General features: G+C 62.6%; 30 protein-coding genes. 17 read left to right on the top strand and 13 right to left on the bottom strand.

Features of this window, described 5'->3' with window-relative positions; translation table 11 throughout:
* The first annotated feature begins 58 nt into the window (after window positions 1-58).
* The 4 genes from NKJ37_RS12620 to NKJ37_RS12605 all read left to right on the top strand — a co-directional run bounded on the left by NKJ37_RS12620 (window position 59) and on the right by NKJ37_RS12605 (window position 4,022).
* Window positions 59-1,246: an amino acid ABC transporter permease gene (locus NKJ37_RS12620; protein ID WP_352773917.1), complete on the top strand. Its 1,188-nt coding sequence runs from the start codon at window positions 59-61 to the stop codon at window positions 1,244-1,246.
* A 9-nt stretch (window positions 1,247-1,255) separates the two neighbouring features.
* Complete coding sequence (locus NKJ37_RS12615; RefSeq protein ID WP_127289116.1) at window positions 1,256-2,413, top strand: amino acid ABC transporter permease; 1,158 nt, start codon at window positions 1,256-1,258, stop codon at window positions 2,411-2,413.
* 80 nt (window positions 2,414-2,493) lie between these two features.
* Complete coding sequence (locus NKJ37_RS12610; RefSeq protein ID WP_031213892.1) at window positions 2,494-3,243, top strand: amino acid ABC transporter ATP-binding protein; 750 nt, start codon at window positions 2,494-2,496, stop codon at window positions 3,241-3,243.
* 110 nt (window positions 3,244-3,353) lie between these two features.
* Window positions 3,354-4,022, top strand: a complete 669-nt coding sequence (locus NKJ37_RS12605; protein WP_352773915.1) for a TIGR02117 family protein — start codon at window positions 3,354-3,356, stop codon at window positions 4,020-4,022.
* Between the two features lie 15 nt (window positions 4,023-4,037).
* Here NKJ37_RS12605 and NKJ37_RS12600 read toward each other — a convergent pair whose 3' ends face one another.
* The 4 genes from NKJ37_RS12600 to NKJ37_RS12585 all read right to left on the bottom strand — a co-directional run bounded on the left by NKJ37_RS12600 (window position 4,038) and on the right by NKJ37_RS12585 (window position 6,192).
* Window positions 4,038-4,361, bottom strand: a complete 324-nt coding sequence (locus NKJ37_RS12600) for a BrnA antitoxin family protein (protein WP_027037847.1) — start codon at window positions 4,359-4,361, stop codon at window positions 4,038-4,040.
* On the bottom strand, window positions 4,339-4,629 hold the full coding sequence (locus NKJ37_RS12595; RefSeq protein ID WP_127810806.1) for a BrnT family toxin: 291 nt from the start codon (window positions 4,627-4,629) through the stop codon (window positions 4,339-4,341). Before NKJ37_RS12595 ends, NKJ37_RS12600 begins: the two co-directional genes overlap by 23 nt.
* Before the next feature lie 71 nt (window positions 4,630-4,700).
* The gene (locus NKJ37_RS12590; protein WP_352721354.1) at window positions 4,701-5,927 is read right to left on the bottom strand and encodes an FAD-dependent monooxygenase; all 1,227 of its coding nucleotides are present in this window, start codon (window positions 5,925-5,927) and stop codon (window positions 4,701-4,703) included.
* A 19-nt stretch (window positions 5,928-5,946) separates the two neighbouring features.
* Window positions 5,947-6,192 carry a zinc-finger domain-containing protein gene (locus NKJ37_RS12585; protein ID WP_224696089.1) on the bottom strand — a complete coding sequence of 82 codons (246 nt, stop codon included), beginning with the start codon at window positions 6,190-6,192 and terminating at the stop codon, window positions 5,947-5,949.
* 207 nt (window positions 6,193-6,399) lie between these two features.
* On the opposite strand from NKJ37_RS12585, the gene NKJ37_RS12580 reads away from it, so the two are divergent.
* Entirely contained in the window at window positions 6,400-8,601 is a 2,202-nt protein-coding gene (locus tag NKJ37_RS12580) for an RNA degradosome polyphosphate kinase (protein WP_292139843.1), read from the top strand.
* Window positions 8,601-10,136 (top strand): exopolyphosphatase, encoded by a 1,536-nt coding sequence (gene ppx / locus NKJ37_RS12575; protein ID WP_023814127.1) that lies wholly within the window; start codon window positions 8,601-8,603, stop codon window positions 10,134-10,136. The genes NKJ37_RS12580 and ppx overlap by 1 nt, the downstream gene beginning before the upstream one ends.
* A gap of 235 nt (window positions 10,137-10,371) precedes the next feature.
* On the opposite strand, the gene NKJ37_RS12570 is transcribed toward ppx, so the two are convergent.
* The 4 genes from NKJ37_RS12570 to NKJ37_RS12555 all read right to left on the bottom strand — a co-directional run bounded on the left by NKJ37_RS12570 (window position 10,372) and on the right by NKJ37_RS12555 (window position 13,846).
* The gene (locus NKJ37_RS12570; protein ID WP_352442925.1) at window positions 10,372-10,776 is read right to left on the bottom strand and encodes a DoxX family protein; all 405 of its coding nucleotides are present in this window, start codon (window positions 10,774-10,776) and stop codon (window positions 10,372-10,374) included.
* 258 nt (window positions 10,777-11,034) lie between these two features.
* A complete protein-coding gene (locus NKJ37_RS12565) occupies window positions 11,035-11,454 on the bottom strand; it encodes a DoxX family protein (protein WP_352773912.1) in 420 nt (139 codons plus the stop codon).
* 235 nt (window positions 11,455-11,689) lie between these two features.
* A complete protein-coding gene (fumC, locus tag NKJ37_RS12560; RefSeq protein ID WP_352773911.1) occupies window positions 11,690-13,087 on the bottom strand; it encodes a class II fumarate hydratase in 1,398 nt (465 codons plus the stop codon).
* A gap of 279 nt (window positions 13,088-13,366) precedes the next feature.
* Window positions 13,367-13,846, bottom strand: coding sequence for a cupin domain-containing protein (locus NKJ37_RS12555; protein WP_031213895.1), 480 nt, complete (start codon window positions 13,844-13,846; stop codon window positions 13,367-13,369).
* 105 nt (window positions 13,847-13,951) lie between these two features.
* Here NKJ37_RS12555 and NKJ37_RS12550 point away from each other — a divergent pair, with 105 nt between their 5' ends.
* Entirely contained in the window at window positions 13,952-14,950 is a 999-nt protein-coding gene (locus NKJ37_RS12550; RefSeq protein WP_352773910.1) for a LysR family transcriptional regulator, read from the top strand.
* Here the strand turns inward: NKJ37_RS12550 and NKJ37_RS12545 are convergent.
* Window positions 14,935-15,693 carry an SDR family NAD(P)-dependent oxidoreductase gene (locus tag NKJ37_RS12545; RefSeq protein ID WP_352773909.1) on the bottom strand — a complete coding sequence of 253 codons (759 nt, stop codon included), beginning with the start codon at window positions 15,691-15,693 and terminating at the stop codon, window positions 14,935-14,937. The genes NKJ37_RS12550 and NKJ37_RS12545 overlap by 16 nt on opposite strands.
* A gap of 122 nt (window positions 15,694-15,815) precedes the next feature.
* Complete coding sequence (gene betI / locus NKJ37_RS12540) at window positions 15,816-16,454, bottom strand: choline-binding transcriptional repressor BetI (RefSeq protein ID WP_352773908.1); 639 nt, start codon at window positions 16,452-16,454, stop codon at window positions 15,816-15,818.
* 83 nt (window positions 16,455-16,537) lie between these two features.
* Between betI and choX the strand changes: the two genes are divergently transcribed.
* Both choX and NKJ37_RS12530 read left to right on the top strand, forming a co-directional pair.
* Window positions 16,538-17,476 (top strand): choline ABC transporter substrate-binding protein, encoded by a 939-nt coding sequence (choX, locus tag NKJ37_RS12535; protein WP_352773907.1) that lies wholly within the window; start codon window positions 16,538-16,540, stop codon window positions 17,474-17,476.
* Window positions 17,473-18,315 carry an alpha/beta fold hydrolase gene (locus NKJ37_RS12530; RefSeq protein WP_352773906.1) on the top strand — a complete coding sequence of 281 codons (843 nt, stop codon included), beginning with the start codon at window positions 17,473-17,475 and terminating at the stop codon, window positions 18,313-18,315. The genes choX and NKJ37_RS12530 overlap by 4 nt, the downstream gene beginning before the upstream one ends.
* An 82-nt stretch (window positions 18,316-18,397) precedes the next feature.
* On the opposite strand, the gene NKJ37_RS12525 is transcribed toward NKJ37_RS12530, so the two are convergent.
* On the bottom strand, window positions 18,398-19,183 hold the full coding sequence (locus NKJ37_RS12525) for an NIPSNAP family protein (RefSeq protein ID WP_352773905.1): 786 nt from the start codon (window positions 19,181-19,183) through the stop codon (window positions 18,398-18,400).
* Window positions 19,184-19,281: 98 nt separating this feature from the next.
* On the opposite strand from NKJ37_RS12525, the gene NKJ37_RS12520 reads away from it, so the two are divergent.
* The gene (locus NKJ37_RS12520; protein ID WP_352773971.1) at window positions 19,282-19,956 is read left to right on the top strand and encodes a TetR/AcrR family transcriptional regulator; all 675 of its coding nucleotides are present in this window, start codon (window positions 19,282-19,284) and stop codon (window positions 19,954-19,956) included.
* Window positions 19,957-20,214: 258 nt separating this feature from the next.
* Here NKJ37_RS12520 and NKJ37_RS12515 read toward each other — a convergent pair whose 3' ends face one another.
* Window positions 20,215-20,790, bottom strand: coding sequence for a hypothetical protein (locus NKJ37_RS12515; protein ID WP_352773904.1), 576 nt, complete (start codon window positions 20,788-20,790; stop codon window positions 20,215-20,217).
* 57 nt (window positions 20,791-20,847) lie between these two features.
* Here NKJ37_RS12515 and NKJ37_RS12510 point away from each other — a divergent pair, with 57 nt between their 5' ends.
* Window positions 20,848-21,978 carry a metallophosphoesterase gene (locus NKJ37_RS12510; RefSeq protein ID WP_352442936.1) on the top strand — a complete coding sequence of 377 codons (1,131 nt, stop codon included), beginning with the start codon at window positions 20,848-20,850 and terminating at the stop codon, window positions 21,976-21,978.
* Window positions 21,979-22,035: 57 nt separating this feature from the next.
* Here NKJ37_RS12510 and NKJ37_RS12505 read toward each other — a convergent pair whose 3' ends face one another.
* Complete coding sequence (locus NKJ37_RS12505) at window positions 22,036-22,215, bottom strand: CsbD family protein (protein WP_023814141.1); 180 nt, start codon at window positions 22,213-22,215, stop codon at window positions 22,036-22,038.
* A gap of 195 nt (window positions 22,216-22,410) precedes the next feature.
* On the opposite strand from NKJ37_RS12505, the gene NKJ37_RS12500 reads away from it, so the two are divergent.
* The 6 genes from NKJ37_RS12500 to NKJ37_RS12475 all read left to right on the top strand — a co-directional run bounded on the left by NKJ37_RS12500 (window position 22,411) and on the right by NKJ37_RS12475 (window position 25,238).
* Window positions 22,411-23,064 (top strand): glutathione S-transferase family protein, encoded by a 654-nt coding sequence (locus NKJ37_RS12500; protein ID WP_023814142.1) that lies wholly within the window; start codon window positions 22,411-22,413, stop codon window positions 23,062-23,064.
* Between the two features lie 425 nt (window positions 23,065-23,489).
* Complete coding sequence (locus NKJ37_RS12495) at window positions 23,490-23,699, top strand: cold-shock protein (protein WP_010915421.1); 210 nt, start codon at window positions 23,490-23,492, stop codon at window positions 23,697-23,699.
* Window positions 23,700-24,064: 365 nt separating this feature from the next.
* A complete protein-coding gene (locus tag NKJ37_RS12490; RefSeq protein WP_013532399.1) occupies window positions 24,065-24,292 on the top strand; it encodes a hypothetical protein in 228 nt (75 codons plus the stop codon).
* Window positions 24,292-24,699 (top strand): hypothetical protein, encoded by a 408-nt coding sequence (locus tag NKJ37_RS12485; RefSeq protein ID WP_013532398.1) that lies wholly within the window; start codon window positions 24,292-24,294, stop codon window positions 24,697-24,699. The genes NKJ37_RS12490 and NKJ37_RS12485 overlap by 1 nt, the downstream gene beginning before the upstream one ends.
* A gap of 1 nt (window position 24,700) precedes the next feature.
* Window positions 24,701-24,868, top strand: a complete 168-nt coding sequence (locus NKJ37_RS12480; RefSeq protein WP_023814145.1) for a hypothetical protein — start codon at window positions 24,701-24,703, stop codon at window positions 24,866-24,868.
* Between the two features lie 4 nt (window positions 24,869-24,872).
* Window positions 24,873-25,238, top strand: coding sequence for a YkgJ family cysteine cluster protein (locus NKJ37_RS12475; RefSeq protein WP_023814146.1), 366 nt, complete (start codon window positions 24,873-24,875; stop codon window positions 25,236-25,238).
* Window positions 25,239-25,245 lie beyond the last annotated feature (7 nt).

Here is a 25,245-nt window from a genome sequence, read left to right as displayed (position 1 = left end):
ATGTGATCCGGGAGGCAGATCATCTGCCTCCCGGTTTCTCTTTCCAGGGGACGGTCGAATGGCATCGCAGGACGTACTTCGCGAGGAGCCCAGCCGCGGTTCCTTCATCAACGATCCGAAAATCCGGGGCATATTCTTCCAGGTGCTGGTCGTCGTGCTGCTGGTGGCGGGCGTCTGGTGGGTTGCCCACAACGTCATCGACAACCTGACGCGGCTGCGCATCGCTTCAGGCTTCGGCTTCCTCAAGGGCCGCGCCGGCTTCGACATCAGCGAGAGCGCGATCGCCTATTCATCGGATTCGACCTATGGCCGCGCGATTCTGGTCGGCCTCATCAATACCTTGATCGTCGCCATCGTCGGCATCATCACCGCGACAATCATTGGCTTCGTCATCGGCATCGGCCGGCTCTCGCAGAACTGGCTGATCAGGAAGATCTGCACGGTCTATGTCGAGGTTTTCCGCAACATCCCGCCGCTGCTGGTCATCTTCTTCTGGTATTCCGGCGTGCTGGCCGTGCTGCCGGCGCCACGCGACAGCATCGGTTTGCCGTTCGGCTCCTTCCTCAACCAGCGCGGTTTCTATTTTCCACGCGCCGTGTGGGGCGACGGCTCATGGCTGATCTTCGTCGCCCTGCTCGTCGGCATCGCCATGGCGTGGTTCGTCGCGCGCAGGGCGCGGCAACGGCAGATGGCGACCGGCCAGCAATTTCCAGTGTTTTGGACGTCCACCGCGCTGATCGTCGGGCTTCCGCTGCTCGCCTATGCGCTGAGCGGCTTTCCCCTGAGCTTCGACTACCCGAAGCAGTCGACTTTCAACCTGGCCGGCGGCTTTCAGGTCCGGCCGGAGTTCCTGTCGCTTTATCTGGCGCTGTCCTGCTATACCGCCGCCTTCATCGCCGAGATCGTGCGCGCCGGCATCAGGGGTGTCAGCGCGGGCCAGACGGAAGCCGCCGGTGCGTTGGGCTTGCGGTCCGGATCGATCCTGCGGCTGGTCGTCGTGCCGCAGGCCATGCGCATCGTCATTCCGCCGCTGACCAGCCAGTATCTCAACCTGACCAAGAACTCGTCGCTGGCTATCGCCATCGGCTATCCGGACCTGACGGCGACCGCCGGGACGGTGCTAAACCAGACCGGCCAGGCCGTCGAAGGCGTGGTGATCATGATGGTGATCTATCTGGCCATCAGCCTCCTGACCTCGCTTGTGATGAACTGGTTCAACGCCAAGATGGCGCTGGTGGAGAGGTGAGGTAAGGACATGCAAGAACATGATATGTCCTGGGTGCGAACCGAAATGGTGCTGGCGCAGCCGGCGCCCGCCAGCGTCACCGGCCTCGGCGCATGGGTGCGCAAGAACCTGATCGCTTCTGCCGGCGACACCATTTTGACCATCGTCGGCATCGCCCTGGTGGCGATGATCCTGCCGCAAATCATCAATTGGGCGTTCATCAACGCCGTGTGGACCGGACCGGACCGGACCGTATGCGCCACGGTGGCGCAAGGCGGCATCCAGCCGGATGGCTGGACCGGCGCCTGCTGGGCTTTCGTCAACGCCAAATTCGGCCAGTTCATGGTCGGACGCTATCCCATCGAGGAGCGCTGGCGGCCGATTTTGGTCGCCATACTGTTCGTGGCACTGCTGGTGCCGATGCTTATCCCGAAAGTGCCGCGCAAAGGGCTGAATGCGGTTCTGCTGTTCTTCGTGCTGCCGGTCGTCTCCTTCGTCCTGCTGGTCGGCGGCATGTTCGGCCTGCCGCATGTCGAGACCTCGCTGTGGGGCGGGCTCTTGGTAACGCTCAGCCTGTCTTTCGTCGGCATTGCCGTGTCGCTGCCGCTCGGCATCGTGCTGGCGCTCGGCCGCCGTTCCAAGATGCCGATCATCAAGACGCTGTGCGTCGTCTTCATCGAGACGGTGCGCGGCATCCCGCTGATCACCGTGCTGTTCTTTGCCAGCGTCATGCTGCCGCTGTTCCTGCCGGAGGGTGTCTCGTTCGACAAGTTCCTGCGCGCTTTGATCGGTGTGTCGCTGTTTGCCGCCGCCTATATGGCCGAAGTGGTGCGCGGCGGCCTGCAGGCGATTCCCAAGGGCCAGTATGAAGGTGCCGATTCGCTCGGTCTCGGCTATTGGCAGAAAATGTATTTCATCGTCATGCCGCAGGCGCTGAAACTGGTCATTCCGGGCATCGTCAACACCTTCATCGGCATGTTCAAGGACACCAGTCTGGTCATCATCATTTCGATGTTCGACCTGCTCGGCATCGTCAAACAGAATTTTTCCGATGCAAACTGGGCAACCGCGCAGACGGCGAGGTCCGGCCTGATCTTCGCGGCCTTCGTCTTCTGGCTGTTCTGCTTCGGCATGTCGCGCTATTCAATGTACACCGAACGCCGGCTCGACACCGGCCACAAACGTTAAACAAAAGAACAAGGGGACCCCCTGTCATGGCCACCGAAAATGCCGTCAGCGCCGAAGAGATCAAGGTCAACGCCGCCAAGATGCAGATTTCCACCACCGATGTCGCCATCGACATCATCGCCATGCACAAATGGTATGGCGAGTTCCATGTGCTGAAGGACATCAACCTGAAAGTGATGCGCGGCGAGCGCATCGTCATCTGCGGCCCCTCCGGCTCCGGCAAATCGACGATGATCCGCTGCATCAATCGCCTGGAGGAGCACCAGAAGGGCAAGATCATTGTCGACGGCAAGGAATTGACCAACGATCTCAAGAAGATCGACGAGGTGCGCCGCGAGGTCGGCATGGTGTTCCAGCACTTCAACCTGTTTCCGCATCTGACCATCCTGGAGAACTGCACGCTGGCGCCGATCTGGGTGCGCAAGACGCCGAAGAAGCAGGCCGAGGAAATCGCCATGCATTTCCTCAAGCGCGTCAAGATTCCGGAACAGGCCAACAAATATCCCGGCCAGCTTTCCGGCGGCCAGCAGCAGCGTGTGGCGATTGCCCGCTCGCTGTGCATGAACCCGCGCATCATGCTGTTCGATGAGCCGACCTCGGCGCTCGATCCGGAGATGATCAAGGAAGTGCTGGAGACGATGGTTGGTCTTGCCGAGGAAGGCATGACCATGCTGTGCGTCACCCACGAGATGGGCTTCGCCCGCAAGGTCGCCAACCGGGTGATCTTCATGGACCAGGGCCAGATCGTCGAGCAGAACACGCCGGCCGAGTTCTTCGACCACCCGCGCCACGAGCGCACGAAGCTGTTCCTGTCGCAGATCCTGCACTAGGCCTCGACGGCCACGAAGAGCCCGGCTGAAACACTGCCGGGCTCTTTTGCGTATGGGATAACAGGCGGGCGTTCGTGTCGCGCCGGAGCGCGTTTGCAGGGCCGCCTTTCATGAAAAGACTGGGACATTTTCTAGGTCTTCTGTTGGTTGTCGTCGCACTCGCCGTGACGACGGGCACCTTCGTGCCACGGCCGCTGTGGCCGGCGGCCGCCGCCATGCCCGCGGCGACGCGCCACATCCTGGTGCTGAACAATCCGATACACACCGATATCGCCATCCCGGTCGATGACGCCGTGCGCCGGCGTTTCCATTTCCTGGTCGACGCGGGCATACCGGCCGACAGGCCGGAGGTCCGCTACATCGTCTTCGGCTGGGGCGGCCGCGCCTTCTACCTGGAGACGCCGACATGGTCCGAGCTGAAGGCGGTGCCGGTGATGAAGGCACTGACACTCGACGCCTCGGTCATGCATGTCGATGTCGCCGGTGACATCGTCGAACCGCGCCCTGATATCGCGGGGTTCGACATCACTGAGGATCGGTTCACGGCGTTGCTCGATTTCATCGATGCGAGTTTCCAGCGGGGACCGGAAGGCCCGATCCTCGTTCCGGACGCAGCCTATTCGAGGTTCGACGGCTTCTACGAAGCCAATGGCCATTTCAACGCACTGGTCGGCTGCAACACCTGGACGGCGGCGGCCTTGCGCACCGCCGGCCTGCGCACCGGCTGGTGGAACCCGCTGCCTGTATCGCTTGGCCTGTCGATGCGGCTGTATAATTGAAGGCCATTCCGGTGATCAGCCGGCCTTGCGATCCTGTTTGGACACATATTCTCGAAGCGCTCTGTTGATTGCACTCTGGTAGCCGCGACCATCCGGTGCGCGCCTTTTGAACCAAGCGACGAGGTCAGAATCGAGACGCAGGGTCAGTTGTTGCTTGACCGGCTTGAAATAAGGATTTCGGACGGCGTTCTGCCAGAATTCCTCGGTCAATTCGGGAATGTCGCTCGTGTCGACATCATCCTCTGGTCGCGCCTTCAAAGCCGCGATCTCCGCTTTCTGTGCTTCTGTCAGAGGAGGCGGATTGGCCGGGTCGAATTCATATCGAACGATTTTGCGCATAATGCCTTTTCTCTTTTGACGTAGCTCGCCGCGCTGAAATGATGCGGATCACCTCGATCCCGTCTTCCTCTCGATCTGCGTGTGCAACCAGCAATATCAATGCGGTGTCAACCAAGCCGGTTGTCTGCCAACGATATTCGCCCCCTTCAATTCGATCATGCTCCAATAGCGCGAAAGGATCGGCGAAAACACGAACGGCGGTGTCGAAGCTTACGCCATGCTTGCGGAAATTGGATTTCGCCTTTTCGGCGTCCCATTCAAATCGCAATTTGCGCCTCGTTGACTACAAAAATGTAACTACAAATTGCCATTACGTCAAGGTCGACCGATGTAAGCATTCTAATGAGCCCGCCAGCCGTAGAGCCAGTCCAGATCCGCCGCGAGTTTTTCCGACGAGCGCACCTTCAGAAACACATTGCGCGCAATCGCCACTGGACCCGAGGCATGCCAGGCCAGCCGGTTGACAGCGCCGCGTCGGGCGACCTGCGCGACACGCGGCCGCCGTGACTGCTCCCAGACGGCAAGTGCGGCCAGGGGGTCGGCAGGGAAGTCGGCGATGATGTCGGCAAGCGTCGCCGCATCCTCGATCGCCATGGCCGCACCCTGCGCCGCGAACGGCGTCATCGCATGCGCGGCGTCGCCGATCAGTGCGATGCCGTTCGGTGTTGTCCAGGGCTGTTGCGGGTCAACAGTGTGGATCGGCCATGCGGTCCACGGGCCGGCCTGCTCGACCAGACGGGCAAGTTCTGCCGCGGTGCCGCGCAGGGCTCGGGTCAGGATCCCGGCGTCGGCGTTGCCGGACCAGCCCTCGGCAATGCGGTCGCCCCTGGTGAAGGCCGCGAGATTGAAGGCCGCACCCTTGCTGACGGGATAGGCGACCATATGGAAGCCAGGATGCAGGAAGGTGGTGACGCAGTCCCTGGCGCCGATGGCGGCAAAGCTCCGACCGGCGGCACTGCCGGCCGCGACGGTGGCGCGCCAGGCCAGTTCGCCGGAGAAATGGTTCCTTGGCGAAGCCGACCCCTTGGCCGAATCGACAAGTGCGCGCACCGACGACCAGACGCCATCGGCCCCAACCAGCAGGAAACCCTCCGCCTCGATGGTCTTGCCGCCGATCTCGGCCGTCGCGGTGATGCCATCCGGGCCGGTGTCAACGTCGCCGATGCGGGCGCCGGTGGTGAGATGGATATCCGGCATCTCGGCAACGCGCGCGGTCAGTGCGCTCTGCAGATCGGCCCTGTGCGCGACGAGATAGGGTGCCTGCCAGCGCGTTTCGGCGGCTTGCCCCAGCGGCACGCGCGCCAGTTCGCGCAAAGTCGTGGCCTCCTTCAACACCACGGCTTCCGGCCGCACCGCCGCCGGCAGCAGCCGGTCGAGCACGCCAAGCTGGCGAAGGATGCGGGTCGCGTTTGGAGAGAGCTGAATGCCGGCGCCGGTAGCTTCCAGGCGCTGCGCCTGTTCGAACACCCGAACAGGGTAGCCGCGTTCGGCGAACGCAAGGGCTGCGGTCAATCCGGCGACGCCCGCCCCGGCGATGACAATTTGCCGGGATCGCGTGTCGGTCATCGCGCTTGTCGCGAAGGACTCAGGCGGCCTGGTCGATATAGATGCAGCCGGCCGGCAACGTCTCGGTCGCCTTCAGCTTCGGCGAATAGCGGTAGAGCGTCGAGCAATAGGGGCAGACTTTTTCGTTGTCGTCGCCCATGTCCAGAAACACATGCGGGTGGTCGAAAGGCGGATTGGCGCCCGTGCACATGAATTCCTTCACGCCGATGTCGATTGCCTGAAAGCCCGCATCGTTCTGAAAATGGGGAATGGAACCGCCTGCCATCGTCGTCTCCTTAACGCAGTCTCGTCTGCATCTGGATCATATCAGGCCTCTTTGCAAGTTCGATGAAATGAAACTGTCGCAAAAGCCTGTCAGAGGATAAGTTAAGCCGGTTAACCCATGAACCGAAAACCGAGTTCGGTTTCCGGGGGGACCATGGGTCGCTATAAAGACGGCTAACCGGCTGACGGTACGGGAAGAGCGGGAATCATGAACGAACTGAAGCCGGTGCAGAGTGAATTCGTGAACGTCGAGGTGGCTCGCCCGGAGGGCGGCAACCCGGACCGGTTTGTCAACCGCGAGTTTTCCTGGCTGCAGTTCAACCGGCGCGTTCTCGAGGAATCGCTGAACCTCAATCATCCGCTGCTGGAGCGCGTTCGCTTCCTGTCGATCTCGGCCGCCAATCTCGACGAGTTCTTCATGGTCCGCGTCGCCGGTCTTGCCGGCCAGGTGCGCGAGGGCATCACGCTGAAGAGCCCTGACGGGCGCACCCCCGAACAGCAGCTCGAACAACTGCTGCGCGAGGTCGAGCGGCTGCAGGAAGACCAGCAGAAGAGCCTTTCGGCGCTGACCGTGCTGCTCAACAAGGAAGGCATCGAGAGCATCACCCGCGATGCGCTGACCAAGGACGAGAAAATCTGGCTGGAAGACCATTTCCAGGAACAGGTTTTCCCGGTGCTCACCCCGCTGTCGATCGATCCGGCGCACCCGTTCCCGTTCATTCCCAATCTCGGCTTCTCGATGGCGCTGCAATTGCGCCATCGCAAGAATGGCGAGGAGATGAGCGCGCTGCTGCGCCTGCCGGTGGCGCTGAAGCGCTTCATCCGTCTGCCGGACCGCAAGCATCATGTCCGCTTCATCCCGCTGGAAGAGGCGGTCGGCCTCTATATCGGCAAGCTCTTCCCCGGCTACGAGGTCAAGGGCTCCGGCACGTTCCGCATCATTCGCGACAGCGATATCGAGGTCGAGGAGGAGTCCGAGGATCTGGTTCGCCTGTTCGAAACGGCGCTGAAGCGGCGGCGGCGCGGTTCGGTGATCCGCATCGAATTCGACAGGCTGATGCCTGGCGAATTGCGCGACTTCGTCGCCGGCGAGCTTGGCGTGTCGTCGAGCCGCATCAGCGTGCTCACCGGGCCGCTGGCGCTCAGCCAGATTTCCGAGATCGTCGCCGTCCCTCGCGACGACCTGAAATTCATGCCCTACAATCCGCGTTTTCCCGAGCGTATCCGCGAGCATGGCGGCGATTGTTTCGCCGCCATCCGCGAGAAGGACATCGTCGTCCATCACCCCTACGAATCGTTTGACGTCGTGGTGCAGTTCCTGCGCCAGGCGATGGCCGATCCGGAAGTGGTGGCGATCAAGCAGACGCTTTACCGCACCTCCAATGACAGCCCGATCGTGCGTGCGCTGGTCGACGCGGCCGAGGCCGGCAAGTCGGTCACCGCGCTGGTCGAGCTCAAGGCGCGCTTCGACGAAGAAGCCAACATTCGCTGGGCGCGCGACCTGGAGCGTGCCGGCGTGCAGGTCGTGTTCGGCTTTCTCGAGCTGAAAACCCATTCGAAAATGTCGCTGGTGGTGCGGCGCGAGGACGGCAAGCTGCGCAACTACGTGCACCTCGGCACCGGCAACTACCATCCGGTAACGGCGCGCATCTACACCGACCTGTCCTTCTTCACCACCGATCCGACGATTGCCCGCGATGTCGCCCAGCTGTTCAATTTCATCACCGGCTATGCCGAGCCGACGGATGAAATGCGGTTGGCGATCTCGCCGTTCACGCTGAGAAGTCGCATCCTGAAGCACATTGCCGACGAGATTGCCTACGCGGTGCAGGGGAAACCGGCGCGCATCTGGATGAAGATGAACGCACTCGTCGATCCGATCATTATCGACGCGCTCTACGATGCCAGCCGCGCCGGCGTCGAGGTCGACCTGGTCGTGCGCGGCATCTGCTGCCTAAGGCCGCAGGTTCCGGGCCTGTCGGAAAACATCCGCGTAAAATCGATCGTCGGCCGCTTTCTCGAGCACAGCCGCATCTATTGCTTCGGCAACGGTCACGGCCTGCCGTCGGACGAGGCGATCGTCTACATCTCCTCGGCCGATCTGATGCCGCGCAATCTCGACCGCCGCGTCGAAACCATGGTGCCGATCACCAATCCAACTGTGCACGAACAGATCCTTGGCCAGATCATGCTGGGCAACATCATGGACAATCAGCAAAGTTTCGACGTATTGGCTGATGGAACCTCCCGGCGCGTCGTGCTGGAGGAGGGCGAGGAACCGTTCAACGCGCAGGAATATTTCATGACCAATCCGAGCCTGTCGGGACGGGGTGACGCGCTGAAGTCGCATGCGCCCAAGCGCATTGCGCAGTTCAAGCGCCGCAAGAAGAACGCAGCAGCGTCCGGCTGATGCTGTCTGATTCCCAGGGCCGGTTGCAGGACCGCCGACCGCTGTCCATCATCGACATCGGATCGAATTCGATCCGTCTCGTCGTCTATGAGGGGCTGGCGCGTTCGCCGACCATGCTGTTCAACGAAAAGATGCTGGCCGGTCTCGGCCGCGGCATCGTGTCGACCGGCAAGCTCGACCCCGAGGCGGTGACGCGCTCGATGGAGGAGTTCCGCCGCTTTCGCGCGCTTTCCGACCAGGCCGGCGCCGAGCATATGTATGTGCTGGCCACCGCCGCGGCCCGCGAGGCGGTCAACGGCCCCGATTTCATCCACCGCGCCGAGGATGTGCTGAAGACCGAGATCCGTGTCATCAGCGGCCGTCAGGAAGCCTATTATTCCGCGCTCGGCGTCATTTCCGGCTTCCACCCGGCCAATGGCATCGCCGGCGATCTGGGCGGCGGCAGCCTCGAACTGGTCGACGTCAGCGGCGAAGCGATCGGTGACGGCATCACGCTGCCGTTGGGCGGCCTGCGCCTGCAGGACATGGCGAAGAACTCGCTGGCTCAGGCGGCGAAGATCGCGCGTGACGAACTGGCGAAGGCGAAGCTGTTGAAAGGCGGGCAGGGCCGGCCCTTCTACGCCGTCGGCGGCACCTGGCGAAATCTTGCCCGGCTGCACATGGAAATGACCAACTATCCGCTTGGTGTCATGCACCATTACGAGATCTCGGCCGAAAGCGCGGCGAATTTCCTCAAGCAGGTGGCCAAGGCCGAGATCGAGAAGGTCAAGGGCATCGAAGGCGTTTCCAAGAACCGCCGTTCGCTGCTGCCCTATGGCGCCGTCGTGCTGCAGGAGATCATGGCGGCGATGCAGCCGTCGAAGATCATCGTTTCGGCTCTGGGTGTACGCGAAGGCTTTCTCTATTCGCTGCTCGATGAGGCGGAGCAGAAGGCCGATCCGCTGATTTCGGCCTCGGAGGAACTCGCCCGCCTGCGCTCACGCTCCGTCGCCCATGCGCATGAACTCGTCGACTGGACCGCCAAAACCTTTGCCGCTTTCGGCATCGAGGAGACCGAAGACGAGGCGCGCTACCGCCACGCGGCCGCATTGCTGGCCGATATCGGTTGGCGCGCGCATCCCGAATATCGCGGCAAGCAATCGCTCAACATCATTGCGCACGCCTCCTTCTTCGGCGTCGACCATCCCGGCCGTGCTTTCCTGGCCATGGCCAACGCCTATCGTCACGACGGCATCTTCAACGAAGCCATCGCCCCCGAGATCAAGGCGCTGGCGCCGCCGCGTTATCTGGAGCGGGCGCGCGTGCTCGCCGCGATGATGCGCGTCGTCTACCTGCTGACGGCGTCGATGCCCGGCATCATGCCCAGGCTGAAATGGGAACAGCGCGCCAACGGCGTGCTGGCGCTGGTCTTGCCGGCATCGCTGGCCGATCTCTATGGCGAGCGGCCGGCCGGGCGCCTGGCGCAACTGGCCAGGATCACCAACCGCCGGCTGGTGTTGGCCGTCGAAGGTGGGCCCAGTGGGTCGGTGAAGTAGAGTCGGAGCAGAGCGGATTAGAACCTGCTCGGTCGAGTTTCTTCACACCCCTCTCTGTCCTGCCGGACATCTCCCCCGCAAGGGGGGAGATTGGCTGCTTCGTCGTCGGTGCTTTTTTCTTGCAACATTGAAGATTGGCGAAAGCCTGGATGACATCCGATCTCCCTCCTTGCGGGGGAGATGTCCGGCAGGACAGAGGGGGGTGCTGTCCCGTCGACGTTTCCAACCCAGTCCGTCAGGCCAAACCACGTCCGTCGACCGACCAGGCTCCCGCACCGGCCATCGCCAACGCAACGAACCCCCCTGATATCGCAATGTCCTTCATCAGCATCTGCTGGTGCAGGAAGGCGAGCATCGCGTCGCCGCCGCCCTGGCCGTAATGGCCGATGAAACCGGCGGCAATGCAGAAGGCGGCGAGCAGCAGCGCCGCGATCCGGGTCTGGAAACCGACCAGGATGAGCAGCCCGGCGATCAGTTCGAACAGTCCCGTGCCCCAGGCGGCAAGCGTCGGCAGCGACAGGCCGAGGCCGGCGAAATAGCCTGTCGTGCCGGCAATATCGCTCAAAGCTTGGAAACCGGAGGGCACGAACAGGGCGGCGAGCAGCAGCCGGGAGAGCAGGAGCAGCGCGTTGCGGGGCATGTTCACCTCCGTTATCGGCCGCCGGCCGGCCTCGTCCGATGCCCCGATCCTAGAGCAATTCCAGGAAAAGTGTGAAACGGTTTTCCGCCCAGAATTGTGTCAAATCAAAGAGTTAGAGCGGTTGGCCGTTTCCGTGAAACGGTGAACTGCTCTAGCAGAAAACTCCGGCCGACCGATCGGCGGGCATGTACCAACAACGAAAAAGCGGCGCGGAAAATTCCGCGCCGCTCTTTCGTTCGGCTATTGCCAGTTTTTGGCTCAGCCGCGCTTGGCGTCGATCGAATAGGCACCGGCGCCCGAGGAAGCCAGCACGAGGAAGCCGCCAGCGATGGCGAGGTTCTTGAGAAACTGGATCATCTGCATCTGGTCAGCCCAACCGGTGTGGGCGACCAAGCCGGTAGCGACCGTGAAGATCGCCAGCACCCAGGCGACAATCCGGGTCTTGAAGCCGACGAGGATGGCGAGGCCGCCGAGAAGCTCGATCAGGCCGACGACAATGGCCGTTACGGTCGGCAAGGGCAGGCCGAGGCTGCCGAAATAGCCGGCCGTGCCGGCGATGGCGGCCAGCTTGCCGAAACCTGAAAGCAGGAAGATGACCGCAAGCAGGACGCGGCCGATGAGGATGGTGGTCGAGGCATTGGATGCGCCGGAACCGGCGACTGAAGTGTTGATGGACATGGTGGCTCTCCGGAAGGGGTTGATACCGGGGAGATAGAGCAAGCCGACTGTTCACCAAAGCCACCAGGTTGGCGACACATTGTTCACAGTACTTACGTTTCCGTGATCGGGCGGCCCGCGCAAAATTCGCTTCGGGTCAGGTCGTGACGGGAGTAAATTCTCCCGTCGCCAAATACCGGGCTTTTGTTGACGCAATTCCGGACGGAAAACCGCAAGACATTTTTCCTGGAATTGCTTACCCCGGATGCGTCATGTCCTCCGGCCGCACCAGCCGGTCGTAATCGGCTTCGCTGACCAGCCCGGTGGCAAGCGCTTCCTCGCGCAGCGTGGTGCCCTTCTTGTGCGCGGTCTTGGCGATTTTGGCGGCATTGTCGTAGCCGATGGTCGGCGCCAGCGCCGTCACCAGCATCAGCGAGCGGTCGAGTGCCGCCTTGATGTTGTCTTCCCGGGCTTCGATGCCGACGACGCAATTGTCGGTGAAGGAGACCGATGCGTCGGACAGCAGCTGCACCGACTGCAGGAAGTTGTAGGCCATCAGCGGGTTGTAGACGTTGAGCTCGAAATGGCCCTGGCTGCCGGCGAAGGTGAGGGCGGCATTGTTGCCGAACACCTGAACGCAGACCTGCGTCATCGCCTCGCATTGGGTTGGGTTGACCTTGCCCGGCATGATCGACGAGCCCGGCTCGTTTTCGGGCAGCGACAGTTCGCCGAGGCCCGAACGCGGGCCGGAGCCGAGGAAGCGGATGTCGTTGGCGATCTTGAAGAGTGCTGCGGCAGCCGCATTGATGGCGCCGTGCGAAAACACCATGGAATCATGGGCCGCCAGCGCCTCGAACTTGTTCGGTGCGGTAACGAAGGCGATGCCGGTGATGGTGGCGATGCGATCCGCCACCCTTTCGGCGAAGCCGACCGGCGCGTTGAGGCCGGTGCCGACGGCGGTGCCGCCTTGCGCCAGTTCCTGCAGGCCTGGCAATGTCAGCTCGATGCGCTTGATCGACGAGGCAACCTGCGCGGCATAGCCCGAAAATTCCTGGCCAAGCGTGAGGGGGGTGGCATCCTGCGTGTGCGTGCGGCCGATCTTGATGATGTGATTGAACTCTCTGCTCTTGGCGGCGAGCGCCTTGTGCAGGTGCTTCAGCGCCGGCAACAGATCGTGCACGATGCGTTCGGCGCAGGCGATGTGCATGGCCGTCGGGTAGGTATCGTTCGACGACTGGCTCATATTGACGTGGTCGTTGGGATGCACCGGCTTCTTGGAGCCCATGACGCCGCCCAGCATCTCGATCGCCCGGTTGGAGATCACCTCATTGGCGTTCATGTTGGACTGCGTGCCCGAGCCGGTCTGCCAGACCACGAGCGGGAAATGGTCGTCGAGCTTGCCGTCGATGACCTCTTGTGCCGCCTCGACAATCGTCTTGCCGATCGCCGGGTCGAGCCGCTGAAGGTCCATATTGGCTTCGGCCGCGGCCCGCTTGACGATGCCCAGCGCGCGCACGATCGATGCCGGCTGCTTTTCCCAGCCGATCTTGAAATTGCCAAGGGAACGCTGCGCCTGCGCGCCCCAATAGCGGTCGGCGGCGACTTCGATCGGGCCGAACGTGTCGGTTTCGGTTCTGGTCTTTGCAGCGGTCACGGGTCTCTCCTTGTCGAAGTCGGCAACGGCGTATCGCGTTGCACAAACGGCTTCAAGCGGAGATTGCGGACGGCGAGGATGCAAATCGGTTGAAGGTGCGGCGCTTCTCGCCTTCTCCCCTTCTTGTGGGAGAAGGTGGATCGGCGCGCAGCGCCGAGACGGTTGAGGGGTGGGTGACGGAGTGCCGTCGGCGCCAAGCTGGAACACCCCTCATCCGACCTCTTCGCGGCCACCTTCTCCCACAAGGGGAGAAGGGAAAGAATGCGCGGTTTCGGCCTCTCACCCTAGCGGCGGACCGACAATGTCGATGCCGTTTTCTGCGCAGAGCTGCACCAGTGCCGCGATGATTTCCGGTGTCGGTTGCATCTGCGGCGGCACCTCCGGCTGTTCGGCGGGACGGCTCGCCTGACGCAGCATCGTCTCGAAATCCGAACCGCGCGTGATGGTGAGCGTACGCGCGCCTTCGCGCGATTCGACCCGGTAGGTGTGCGGCAGGCCTTTCGGCGCAATGACGGTTTCGCCGGCTTCAGCAATGCGTTCGTGGCCGTCGATCTGAAAGCGCAGTCTCCCGTCCAGGATGTGAAACACTTCGTCCTCCCTGCGATGCACATGCAGGGGCGGGGAGTCGCCATAGGGCATGCGATGCTCGACGACGCAGGTGCCGTCCTCTCCTGCCGCCGACGAGACGTGGATCGCGACAAGCGTGTTGTTGAACCAGAAGAGTTCCTTGCCTGTGATCGTGCCGGGGGTCATTGTCATGGCCGTCTGATCCTCCTGTTGCCTGTGCCTGCTGGGCCGATGACGATCTAGCCAGGGATATGCCGACAACGGAAATCGAATGATCGTATGGGGCGAATTGATGCGATGAATTTGAACGCGCTCGACCTCAATCTCATCAGGGTGTTCGACGCCCTTCTGCGGGAGAGAAGCGTTACGCGTGCCGGCGAGCAGATCGGCCTCAGCCAGCCTGCCGTCAGCGCTGCGCTCAATCGCTTGCGGCATCTCCTCAACGACCAGCTGTTCGTGCGACGGGGCAATGACATGATGCCGACGCCACGCGCCGAGAGCATGGCCGAGCCGTTACGCGTGGCGCTTCGTGAAATCGAACGCGTCTTCCACTCGGCCAAGGCGTTCGATCCGGTGGAACTGGAGCGAACCTTCACGTTCATGGGTGCGGATTTCTTTTCCATGATGCTGATGCCAACTTTAGCGGCGCGCATCGCGGGTGCCGCGCCGCGCGCGTCGCTAAGGTTTCTCGACAGCGCGCGCGGCGACGTCTCGCGGCTGCTCCAGGACGATGAAATCGACGTAGCGCTCGAGCGTCCGCTGGAGGTCTCCGACTGGGTCTCAAGCACGCCTCTGTTCCATTCACCATTCGCCATCATCGCCGCGAGCGACAACGCTGCGATCAGGCAGGCGGGGATCATGGAAGGCGAGCTTCTACCGATCGAGCTCTTCTGCGAACTGCCCCATGTTCTTCGTTCTATCGATGGCTCGATGTCGGGCTCCACCGACGAGGCGCTCCGCAAGATCGGACGAACGCGCCGTGTAAGCCTGGCCCTGCCGCACTTTCAGGCTGTCGCATTGGCAGTGGCAAACGGAAACCACCTGGCGGCAGTTCCCAGGCAGTTCGCGGTTTGGGCGGCCAAGACCCTGCCGCTCGTCATCTTTGAACCGCCACTTCCCATTGCTGTTCCGGAAATCAGGATGTACTGGCACGCGCGCCACGACAACGAGCCACCCCATCGCTGGGTTCGCGATCAGGTCCTGGAGGCGGTAGGCGCACTCGGATTCGTGGAAAGCGGCGCCGCGGAAAATGCCGGCGCCTGGTCTGGCGACCGGACGGATCACCCCGCGGTATAGCCACCGTCGACGGAGAAGATCCCACCGCTGGTCCAGGCGGCCTCTTCGCTGGCCAGATAGACCGCGATACCGGCCAGATCGTCGGGGCGGCCGATTCTGCCAAGCGGATAGCTGCGCTCGACATAGGCTTTCAGCTCGGCCTTTGCCTCGGCCGGCAAATTGTCGACGGTCTTGCGCCGCATGGCTGTGTCGACCGTGCCGGGCGCGATGGCGTTGACGCGGATGCCGCGCGGGCCGAGTTCGAAGGCCAGCGATTTGGTCAGCGAGTTCAACGCGCCTTTCGACAGGGAATAGAGGCTCGACGGCCGCTTCGGGATCATCTTGTTGGCGAAATAGGACGAGATGTTGATCACCGATGCGCCGGCCGCCAGATGCGGCAGCAGGCCCTGCGTGAGGAAGAACACCGCCGCCACATTGAGCGCGAAGGATTCTTGGAACTGCGCCACGCTGACGGTCTCGAACGGCACCAGGAAAGCCACTCCGGCATTGTTGACGAGGATATCGAGAGGCCTGCCCGATTTTTTCACATGCTCGACGACGGCCGCGATGCCGGCCGATGTGGCAAGATCGGCCGACAGCGTCTCGATAGTGCCGCCGAGTTGCTCGCGGGCAGCGTCGAGCTTCTTGGTGTCGCGGCCGACGATCAGGACGTCCGCGCCCTCGCGCGAAAAGGCCTCGGCGATCGCCAGGCCGATGCCGTCCGAGCCACCGGTGACCAGCGCGCGCTTGTTGTGAAGTCTCATGGGACGCTCCGAGATTTAGTCGTCGTCGAGATCGCCGTATAGTGGCGGCCGCGGTCAAGCCGTCGGCCTATCCCCCGGTATGAACTTCGACCGTTGCCATCCGGCAGGCCAGCCGAGTTGGTTTAAGCCCCGGCGGTCGCAAGCTTCCCCAAAGTCAACCGACCCGCGACATAATTCTTGACCTGGCGGACCGCCTGTTCCCGCGACACGCTGCCTGGCTGCAGGCCGAGCCGCAGCCAAAGCCCGTCGATCAGCGCCGTGACGCCAAGCGCGATGTCGTCGGCGTCTCCAGGCGAGGCGAGGCCGTGCAGGCCCGACAACAGGTTCGAGCGCATGCGCGCATGGATCACCCGCTGGATACGGGCCATCTTCTCGTCGCGCGGCACCTCGGCGCAGAGCGACAGCCAGGCATGGCACAGAGGCGGCTGGAACAGATGCTCCTCGAAATTGCCCTCGATCACCGCATCCATGCGCTCCATCGGCGTACGCGCCCGGCGAAGCCGCGCGATCACCGCCTGGCACAGGACGGCATTGGCCTCGCGCATCGCGTGCTCGAACAATTCCTGCTTGTTGCGGAAATAGTGCAGCACGATGCCCTTGGAGGCACCTGCCTGGGCGGCCACTTTTTCCAGGGTCGCGCCGGCAATGCCTTCGCGCTCCAGCACCGCGAAGGCCGCCTGCCGCAGCTCCTTGCGGCGTATCTCGCTGAGACGCTTGAGTTTCACGGGGTCGGTCCATGCATGGCGAATCCACGTTGACATTTTCGTCCGCTCAGATCAATCATTGACCCGTGGGACAATAAAAAGACCAATCGGTCAATTTGATCACAATGAGGAGAACCGAAATGTTGCGCATGCTTGCAAATGGCGTCTGTCTTGCCGCGCTGATATTGGCCTCGAATGCGGCCCAGGCAGCCGAGGCCGAGCAGTGCGGCACTGTCCGCATGGCTGAACCCGGCTGGAACGACCTTGCCTTCACCACGGCGGTCGCCAATGTCCTGCTGCAGGCGCTCGGCTATCAGCCGCAAAGCCAGGTTCTTGGCATCAACGTCATCTACGAGGGCATGAAGAACAGGGATCTCGACCTGTTCCTGGGCTACTGGGACCCGGCCATGGTCACCTATTATGAGCCCTACAAGAAGGACGGCTCGGTCGAGAATGTGCGCGTCAATCTCGTAGGCGCCAAATACACATTCGCCGTGCCGACCTATGTCTGGGAGGCCGGCGTTAAGGATATCTCCGACCTGCACAAGTTCGCGGACAAGTTCGGCAAGAAAATGTACGGCATCGAGCCCGGCTCCAACCAGTTGATGATGGACGCCATCGCCGATCCCGCCTTTGGCCTGGACGGCTGGCAAGTGGTCGAGTCCAGCGAAGCCGGCATGCTTTCCGAGGTCGGCTACGAGATCAAGGAAAAGCAGTTCATCGTCTTCCAGGGCTGGGCGCCGCATCCGATGAACACGATGTACGACTTCAAGTACCTGACCGGTGGCGACAAGTTCTTCGGCCCGAATTTCGGCGCCGCGACCGTGACGACGCAGGTGCGCAAGGGCTATCTGCAGCAATGCCCGAACGTCGCGCAATTCCTCAGGAACCTCGCCTTCGACATCGATTTCGAGAATGTCGGCATGGGCTATCTGATCAATGACGGCATGAAGCCGGAGGACGGTGCGCTGAAGGCAATCATGGCGAACAAAAGCCGCCTCGACGCCTGGCTCGCCGGCGTCACCACTTTTGACGGCAAGCCGGGCCTCGCCGCAGTCAAGGAAAAGCTCGGCCTGTGAGAGCGGCCGCGCTCGATGACTTGCCGAAGCAGGCTGTGGTGGCGGAGCAGGGCGCCTGGGCCGGCCGCAAGCAGTTCGTCACTGTCGGCGATCTCGACATCGCCTATGTCGAGATATCGGGCGCCGAGCCGGCACTTCTGTTGGTGCACGGCTTCACCGACACCAGCCGCAGTTTTTCGCTTCTGGTGCCATATCTGGCCGGCCGCCGTCTGATCATGCCGGATCTGCGCGGCCACGGCGCCTCGCAGGCTGGCAAGAACTGCGGCATCGCCGATCTTGCCGATGATATCGCCGGGCTGATCCAGAGTTTACAACTCGACCGACCGGTCGTCGTCGGCCATTCGCTGGGCGCCATGGTGGCTGTCGCTTTGGCTGCGGGGCACAAGGAGTTGATCGGCGGGCTGGTGGTCCTGGCCGGCACGTTGAAGCCCGATTTCGCGCCGGGTCATCCGCTGGTGGTGAGCGTCGAGGCCCTGCGAGATCCGATATCGCCGACCGATCCGTTCTATGCCTGGTGGCATGCCTGTCGTCCCGACGTGCCCGCAGCCTTTCTCACCGGCTTGGCGCAAGAGGCCTCGGCGATGCCGATCCCGCGCTGGCGCGCGATTCTCGAGGAAATCCGCCGCGCCGACCTGACCGATGCTGCGCGGGCCGTGCAGGCCCGGACGCTGATCATCGCCGGGGCCTGCGACCCGCTGTTCGGCGCGGCGCACCAGCAGGCGTTGCAATCCGCTCTTGCCGGAGCCGTCTTCGTTCGGGCCGAGAGCTGTGGCCACAACCCGCATTGGGAAGATCCAGGCCTCGTGGCGAAGGTCATCTTCGAGGCGTTTGAAGTCTGATGCATGTCGCCCAAAAGTGCCCCCGGTTTTGGGAGAACGACATGCACAAAAAAGGCCTATTCCTAAAGCGCGTCGACGCGCTTTAGGAATAGCGCCCGACCAATGATTGCGATGTCGGCGACAGCCGCAAAGTCTCCGTTGGTTTGGTCAGGCCGAGCTGCGCGGCCTGCCAAAAATCCTGCCATGCCGGAGAAGCGGCGAGGGCGGCCTGGTGGCGGGCATGCGCCTCGGTGCTGGCAAAACCCATGACGCTGATGAAGACGCTTTCATCAGCCCGTACCGGCAGGCGCGGAAAACTGTTTTCGGCATGCTCGGTAACGAAAGCGGCGAACAGGCGTGCGTCGGCCGTCATCAGGCACGCCGTCTCAGTCTCGAAGCGATTGGCGAAATCAGCCTCTGTGCCGGGCTGCAAATGATGAATCTCGATGACAACGATGCCGGTCAGCGGTTTGTTTTGAATGGGCTTTTCGTCATCGGCCAGGCTTGGCCGCTGCTTGCCCGCGAGGTCGAAGCCGGCGCCCGGCCACGCCGGCTTGAGCAGCAGCACATCGTCGGAATCGATCATCGTTGAGTTGGCCGCATCACTGTGCGCCGCCCAGACCGGCCCGCCATAAAAAGCGGCGAGAGCATTTTTCCGCGCATCCATGCCGTCGAAGCCGCGCATCCAGACGAACATGTCAGGCCGATCGAGGTCCCGGAACTGGCCGATGATGGTCATGCCGGCGTCCTCCTGGCCCTCGATCAGCCTGCTGTCGAAGATGCCGATGAGCGTGTCGCGCCGGCCGGGTTTCAGCGTGTATTGCCGAAGCTCGACGACAGGCGAAGCGAGCGCTGAGGGTTTCGTCGCGACGTTCTGGGGCAGGTTCATCCGGCACTCTCCTTAAAACAGAGTGATCGTCCTGTTTTGTAAAACAGACCGGTTGTCCTGTTTTGTCAACATGCTAAAGTTCGGCAATGTCAGCAGAGATGACCGTCCAGCCAAAACCGCGCCCGGGAAAACGCATCAACGACCCTGAGGGCATGCGCAAGAAAGTGCTCGATGTCGCCGAGGACGCGTTCCAGGCGCGCGGCTATCACGCCTCCAGTATCGGCGATCTGATGGCGGCGGCTGATGTCAGCGGCGGAGCGCTGCATCACCATTTCCCGACCAAGAAGGCGCTGGCGCTGGCTGTGATCGACGAGCGTGTGGCGGCAGCGGTCGAAGAGACATGGATCGCGCCGGTGCTGGCGGCGGCATCGGCGCGCGAGGGCGTGCGCGCCGTGTTCGAGGCCGTGGCGGCGGAACTGGAGCAGCAGGGGTTCGTGCGCGGCTGCCCGCTCAACAATCTGGCGCACGAACTGTCGCTTGCCGATCCCGATTTCCGCCTTGCCCTTGCCGATATCTTTGGCGGGTGGCGGCGGGCGATTGCCGACAAGGTGCGTGCCGACCAGCAGGCGGGCAAGGACGAGGGCACGGACCCCGAACGCTTCGCCGCGCTGACGGTCGCCGCCTATTCCGGGGCGATGTCGATGGCCAAGACGGCGCAGGATGCCGGTGTGCTGCGGGATTGCCTGGCGGGGCTGGAGCGCAGCGCGCCGTCGCAGGGCGGCTTGGTTGCCAGGCGACGCAACAGGATACTGCCACGGCCGAGAATTATTTGATGTCGGCGGGACAGCACCCCCCTCTGGCCTGCCGGCCATCTCCCCCGCAAGGAGGGAGATCTGCAGCATCGGCGCTCGCTCGTACCTTCACCGGTGGAGATTGGCGAAAGCCGGTGTGACAGCCAATCTCCCCCCCTTGCGGGGGAGATGTCCGGGACAGAGGGGGGTGTGCAGGATCGCGACGCAGCCACTTCTCTCGACCTTGCGGCTTCGCTCTGGCTGACACGAGGGGGAAGCGAAGAAGCCTGGGCTCTTAACCTACTCGGCCAGCGGCTTGATCGTCTCGTAGCCGTTGACGGATTCCGAACTGGTGCCTTCATCGTAGCGCCGCGCGAGCGCGGCTTGCAGATCGGGCGCATAGAGGGTGGTGAATGAGTCCAGCGTCTCGCCGGCGCCGTTCTTGAAGGTCTCCTTGACCGCCAGGACATTGTATTTGCAATCGCCCAGACGGAATGTCTCCTTGCCCTTGACGACCAGGCTCAGCGTCTTGGTGCCCTTCGGCGGCTTGTTCGGCGACAGCTCGACGAACTCTATCGCGGCCTTTGCCCCCGCCTTCAGCGGGAACAGCTTTCGCAGATCGGAAAACGGGATCATCGCCTGGCGGCCGGTGTCGCTGTCGCGAAACACCTCGATCAGGCCGGCGAACAGATATTGGGTCTGGGGCGATTGCGATTCGTAGGTGTTGGCAACCGACATCATCCCGCCGGCCACGGGCCGAAATTCGCTCTGGATGCCGGATCTCGCCAGAACGAAACCCTTCCTGGCGGACTTGGCATCGACGCAACCGGCGGCATGCGCTTGCGCAAGCGAGACATGCCAGACCCGTGGCGTCATGTCGATGATGGCGCAGAGGCGCTGGACGACCGGCTGCTGTCCATGCTGAATCAGCAGATGATGAATCGCCGTTCGACTGGATCGCTTTCCCGACGCAACTTCCTGGTACAAGCTGCAGGATTTGCCGCGGCCGGCGCCTTGCCGCGGCCGGCCTTAGGCCAGACCGGGCAACGCGTCCAGTCGATCGACGCCACCTTCCTGTTCATCGCCGATGTCCATGCCTGCCGCATGGCGAGCGGCTTGAGCCCCAACTGCCTGCAAGAAGGCAAGACCGACGCCGCGCTGCTGCGCAACGTGGCGGTGCTGAATGCGCTTGGCGACAAGGACTGGCCGGCCGAGATCAATGGCGTCGCCACCGGCCTGCGTTCGGCCGGCAAGATAGGCGCGCCGCTCGGCCTTGTCGTCGGCGGCGACATCACCGACGATGGCGGCGGCCAGATCACCCAGCCGAGCGAGGGCACCCAACTGCTCCAGTTCAGCCAGCGCTACAGCCAAGGCGTCGGTCCGGATCGCGTGCACATGCCGGTTTATGTCGGGCTCGGCAACCATGATCTCGACCAGAACGGGCCGCCGCACCATGTCGACTGGTACCGGCGCGAACTGCGCGACTATGTCGAGGTCAACCATCGCGCCGGCGTGTTCTTCAAGCCGCCAGTGCCGGCCACCGACTATGATGTCGACACCGACTGCTACTCCTGGGACTGGGGCGGCCTGCATCTGATCCAGACGCATCGTTTCGCCGGCGATACCGGCCACGGTGCCGAGAGCAGCCTGCCATGGCTGAAGCAGGACCTGGCGACCTATGCGGCGGACGGCCGCCCGGTCGTCCTGTTCCAGCATTATGGCTGGGACACTTTCTCGGTGGAACGCTGGGATGCCGCCAGGAGCCACTTTGATGATGACGGCACCGGTGCGCCGCATTGGTGGAGCGAGGCCGACCGGCAGGCGCTGCTGGCGGCGCTCAAGGGCTACAATGTCGTCGGCATTTTCCATGGCCACCAGCACGAAACGCCGCTGATCTATCGCAGGGACGGGATCGACCTGTTCAAGCCGAAGGCTGCCTATATGGGCGGTTTCGCCCTGGCCAGGGTGACCAGCAACGGCATGGACGTGGTGCTGGGCGAGGCGATCGGCGATAATGGCGAGGTCGTGTTCACCAATGCTTTCAGCAAGGGCTGGAGCACCTGAAAAAGGCGGCCTTCGCGACCGCCTTTCCCTCGATAACAACGCGTTCCTCGATGCGGATCAGAGCGCCTTCCTGACCTTGTCCTTGACGTCGCCATAGGCCTTCTGCACCTTGCCGGCGATCCTGTCGGCCGTGCCTTCGGCCTGGGTCTGCCGGTTGCCGGTTGCCTTGCCGGCGGCTTCCTTGACCGAGCCCTTGACCTGCTTGGCCACGCCCGCGACCTGATCCTTGTTCACCATTTTTGCGCATCTCCCGGGATTTTGAATTCGAAGGAATTCATTGCGGTAGCTAACGAGCCGATGTCGGTTAGGTTCCAGGCGTCGCCCGATCGGCAGATCAGGTCGCGCGGCCGCCGCCTGGGGCAAGGTCGGTGGGCTAGGCTGTGAACACGCGTTGGCAATGGGATTTTGGAGGCCGTGCGTGCGGGGAGAAAAATGGCAGAATTTACGCTCTATATTGGCAACAAGTGTTTCTCCTCATGGTCGCTGCGGCCATGGGTGGCGATGAGGCATCTGGAGATCCCGTTCGAGGAAGGTTTCGTACGGCTGCGCACGCCTGAAACTTTTGCCAATCTGGCAAAAGTGTCGCCGACCGGTCAGGTGCCGGTGCTGAATCACAACGGCAAGATCGTCTGGGAAACCCTTGCCATCCTTGAATATCTCGCCGACCTGTTTCCCGAGAAAAAGCTCTGGCCCGCCGATATCGACGCCCGTGCGCTGGCGCGTTCGGCCGCGACCGAGATGCATTCCGGCTTTCGCGAGGTTCGCTATGGCTGGCCGATGAATTTGCGTCGGCCGAAGGGCCACAAGCCGCTTGACGCCGAGGGCGAGGCGCAACGCGCCCGCATCGAGGCGCTGTGGCGCGAGTGCCGGGAAAAATACGGCAAGGGCGGCCCGTTCCTGTTCGGCCACTTCACCGTGGCTGATGCCATGTATGCGCCTGTCGTCACCCGTTTCGATACCTATGGCGGCACGCTGGCGCAGGATACGCGCGCCTATGTCGATGCCGTGCTGGCAACGCCGGCGATGCGCCACTGGTATGCCGAGGCGGCCAGGGAGACGTGGCCGGAACCCGGCCCGGACGAATAGGATCCAAACGAAAACGCCCCTCGCACCTTTTATCGTGCGGGGGGCGTCTTTGCCATCAACTGTTATTCGATTGCTCTCATGAACTGCTGATGACACCGAATAAATGCGCGTCTGCGCAGATGGTTCCTGGATGCCGGAAAACGTTTTTCAAGTTGGCGCAAGCGCGCTGTTTGGGGTCCGATTTGCCGTCATGTCAGGTGTTTTGGCCAGGTGGTTTGGGAGAATTCCGCAGCTGTGGCTTTATGCAAATTTGACAGCGCCCCAAAAGAAGCCTATAAGCAAATCGTCGATATTTGTTTGACTGACTTTTGTTATCCGCGCTTTCGAGCGCGCCTTTGACGAACTTCCCACATCAAAAATCGGGACAAACGACGTTGTGCATCCGCATGGCGTCGAACGAATATTTGCCATGGAAAGGGTTCGTCATGAGCACCGGCACAGTTAAATGGTTCAACGCCACCAAAGGTTTTGGTTTTATTCAGCCTGACGACGGCTCGGCCGACGTTTTTGTCCACATCTCGGCCGTAGAGCGCGCCGGCATGCGCGACATCGTCGAGGGCCAGAAGCTCGGCTACGAGATGGTCCGCGACAACAAGTCGGGCAAGATGTCCGCCGACCAGTTGAAGGCGGCCTGAAAAACGAATTCAGCTCTCCCGGTGACCACGGATGTACTGGCACCGGTGAGTGGCGAATTCGGGCGCATGGCCGCGGAGACCTGAGTTTCCACGGCATATCATGTGCATAAGCAGGGCGTTCCCGTGCACCCCCGGTGCATCCTTTTGGATGTCGTCTGGTTGCGCGACGCTCTCATGGAAGGTCAGGCGGTGCCTGGCCTTTTTCATTTTGCGCGCCTTACCGCCGAAAGTGCGCTGCGCGCCGGCCTGGACGTGCTAAGGGACGCTCCAGCAATTTGAATTCGCCGCGCGTATTGCTTTGTGCGTGATCCTGACCGAAGACCCGGTCTCGCTCCATCGGCACAGGCTCCTGACAGGAGAAAGATTTGACCACCAGTTCAAAGACAACCGTCGATCAGGCCGTGTCCCTGTTCAGCAAGACGCAAACCCAGTCGATGTCGCTCAACCGCATCAATTCCGAGCGCGACGCCGTCAGCGAGGCACGCGAAGCCAAGACCGCGCGGCTGCGCGAATTGCGCCTGGAGAAGGAGGCCGACGAGATGGCCGCCGCCGCCGCGCTAGCCGCTTTGCCGAAGCGGGCCGGAAGACGCTGATGGCCACCAAACGCGTACCGCCAACACCGATCGCCGCCGATGCAACCATTGCCGATATGGTCGAAGGCCTCGACAAGCCGGTCGAATTCGTACGGCGTGTGCTGGAAAAGCTCGAACGCTGCAAGCGTGCCCACGGCGATGCCCAGGTGCGCGTCGGCGTGCGCGGCCGCGCCGAATGCCCGAATTACCTGATCGAATATGTCCGTGAAGACGCCAAAACCCATGAGCGGGTGACTTATCAGGACGCGGCCTACAGCGGCAGCACGCATCGCGAGCTGGCGGCCCATCACATCGAGGCGGTGAAAAACTGGTCGCCCGAGGAAATGAACATCACGGCCGTTTCGGCGCTGATCGGCCGCCTGCGCAATCCGCGCGCCCCATCATCGCGCTTCGCCGACGAGGACTGACATGGCCATAAAATTCTCCTCCAAGGATCAGCCGGCAGCCTCGGGTGCCGCGGCAAAACCGGCCAAGCCGGTTGCCGCGCCGAAGGCCGGCGACGCCATCGAGGCCGCGACCGATCTGTTCAAGTCGCCGGCGGATTCGCCGAAGGGCAAGACGGCTAAGAAGAAATAGCGCCTTGCCGCAAGACGCCGATCGCAACCCCGCCGCGCCAGGGCTGTCCGCCCTGGTGGCGAGCGTTTTGTCGTCGCAACAGGGCACCTTCGATTGCCAAAGCTGCGGTGCCTGCTGCTCCTATTCGGCCGAGTGGCCGCGCTTTTCCACCGAGGATGACGCGCAGCTCGACCGTATCCCGGAAAAATATGTCGCATCTGACCTGTCAGGCATGCGCTGCGAGGGCGTGCGCTGCTCGGCGCTGTCCGGCGAGATCGGCAAGTCGACCGCTTGCGGCATCTACGACGTCCGGCCAGACGTCTGTCGCGCCTGCATGCCCGGCGACGAGGAGTGTCTGATGGCACGCCGAGCGCTCGGATTGCCGGTGTAGCCAAGCT

This window comes from Mesorhizobium sp. M0140 (genome assembly GCF_040322475.1).
Taxonomy (GTDB): domain Bacteria; phylum Pseudomonadota; class Alphaproteobacteria; order Rhizobiales; family Rhizobiaceae; genus Mesorhizobium.
This window is presented reverse-complemented; position numbering and strand designations above follow the sequence as displayed.

Coding starts and splice junctions, on each gene's coding strand:
- NKJ37_RS12620 (WP_352773917.1), top strand. CDS start 59: ATGGCATCGCAGGACGTACTTCGCGAGGAGCCCAGCCGCGGTTCCTTC.
- NKJ37_RS12615 (WP_127289116.1), top strand. CDS start 1,256: ATGCAAGAACATGATATGTCCTGGGTGCGAACCGAAATGGTGCTGGCG.
- NKJ37_RS12610 (WP_031213892.1), top strand. CDS start 2,494: ATGCAGATTTCCACCACCGATGTCGCCATCGACATCATCGCCATGCAC.
- NKJ37_RS12605 (WP_352773915.1), top strand. CDS start 3,354: ATGAAAAGACTGGGACATTTTCTAGGTCTTCTGTTGGTTGTCGTCGCA.
- NKJ37_RS12600 (WP_027037847.1), bottom strand. CDS start 4,361: ATGCGCAAAATCGTTCGATATGAATTCGACCCGGCCAATCCGCCTCCT.
- NKJ37_RS12590 (WP_352721354.1), bottom strand. CDS start 5,927: ATGACCGACACGCGATCCCGGCAAATTGTCATCGCCGGGGCGGGCGTC.
- NKJ37_RS12585 (WP_224696089.1), bottom strand. CDS start 6,192: ATGGCAGGCGGTTCCATTCCCCATTTTCAGAACGATGCGGGCTTTCAG.
- NKJ37_RS12580 (WP_292139843.1), top strand. CDS start 6,400: ATGAACGAACTGAAGCCGGTGCAGAGTGAATTCGTGAACGTCGAGGTG.
- ppx (WP_023814127.1), top strand. CDS start 8,601: ATGCTGTCTGATTCCCAGGGCCGGTTGCAGGACCGCCGACCGCTGTCC.
- NKJ37_RS12570 (WP_352442925.1), bottom strand. CDS start 10,776: ATGCCCCGCAACGCGCTGCTCCTGCTCTCCCGGCTGCTGCTCGCCGCC.
- NKJ37_RS12565 (WP_352773912.1), bottom strand. CDS start 11,454: ATGTCCATCAACACTTCAGTCGCCGGTTCCGGCGCATCCAATGCCTCG.
- NKJ37_RS12555 (WP_031213895.1), bottom strand. CDS start 13,846: ATGACAATGACCCCCGGCACGATCACAGGCAAGGAACTCTTCTGGTTC.
- NKJ37_RS12550 (WP_352773910.1), top strand. CDS start 13,952: ATGAATTTGAACGCGCTCGACCTCAATCTCATCAGGGTGTTCGACGCC.
- NKJ37_RS12545 (WP_352773909.1), bottom strand. CDS start 15,693: ATGAGACTTCACAACAAGCGCGCGCTGGTCACCGGTGGCTCGGACGGC.
- betI (WP_352773908.1), bottom strand. CDS start 16,454: ATGTCAACGTGGATTCGCCATGCATGGACCGACCCCGTGAAACTCAAG.
- choX (WP_352773907.1), top strand. CDS start 16,538: ATGTTGCGCATGCTTGCAAATGGCGTCTGTCTTGCCGCGCTGATATTG.
- NKJ37_RS12525 (WP_352773905.1), bottom strand. CDS start 19,183: ATGAACCTGCCCCAGAACGTCGCGACGAAACCCTCAGCGCTCGCTTCG.
- NKJ37_RS12520 (WP_352773971.1), top strand. CDS start 19,282: ATGACCGTCCAGCCAAAACCGCGCCCGGGAAAACGCATCAACGACCCT.
- NKJ37_RS12515 (WP_352773904.1), bottom strand. CDS start 20,790: ATGACGCCACGGGTCTGGCATGTCTCGCTTGCGCAAGCGCATGCCGCC.
- NKJ37_RS12510 (WP_352442936.1), top strand. CDS start 20,848: ATGATGAATCGCCGTTCGACTGGATCGCTTTCCCGACGCAACTTCCTG.
- NKJ37_RS12505 (WP_023814141.1), bottom strand. CDS start 22,215: ATGGTGAACAAGGATCAGGTCGCGGGCGTGGCCAAGCAGGTCAAGGGC.
- NKJ37_RS12500 (WP_023814142.1), top strand. CDS start 22,411: ATGGCAGAATTTACGCTCTATATTGGCAACAAGTGTTTCTCCTCATGG.
- NKJ37_RS12495 (WP_010915421.1), top strand. CDS start 23,490: ATGAGCACCGGCACAGTTAAATGGTTCAACGCCACCAAAGGTTTTGGT.
- NKJ37_RS12485 (WP_013532398.1), top strand. CDS start 24,292: ATGGCCACCAAACGCGTACCGCCAACACCGATCGCCGCCGATGCAACC.
- NKJ37_RS12480 (WP_023814145.1), top strand. CDS start 24,701: ATGGCCATAAAATTCTCCTCCAAGGATCAGCCGGCAGCCTCGGGTGCC.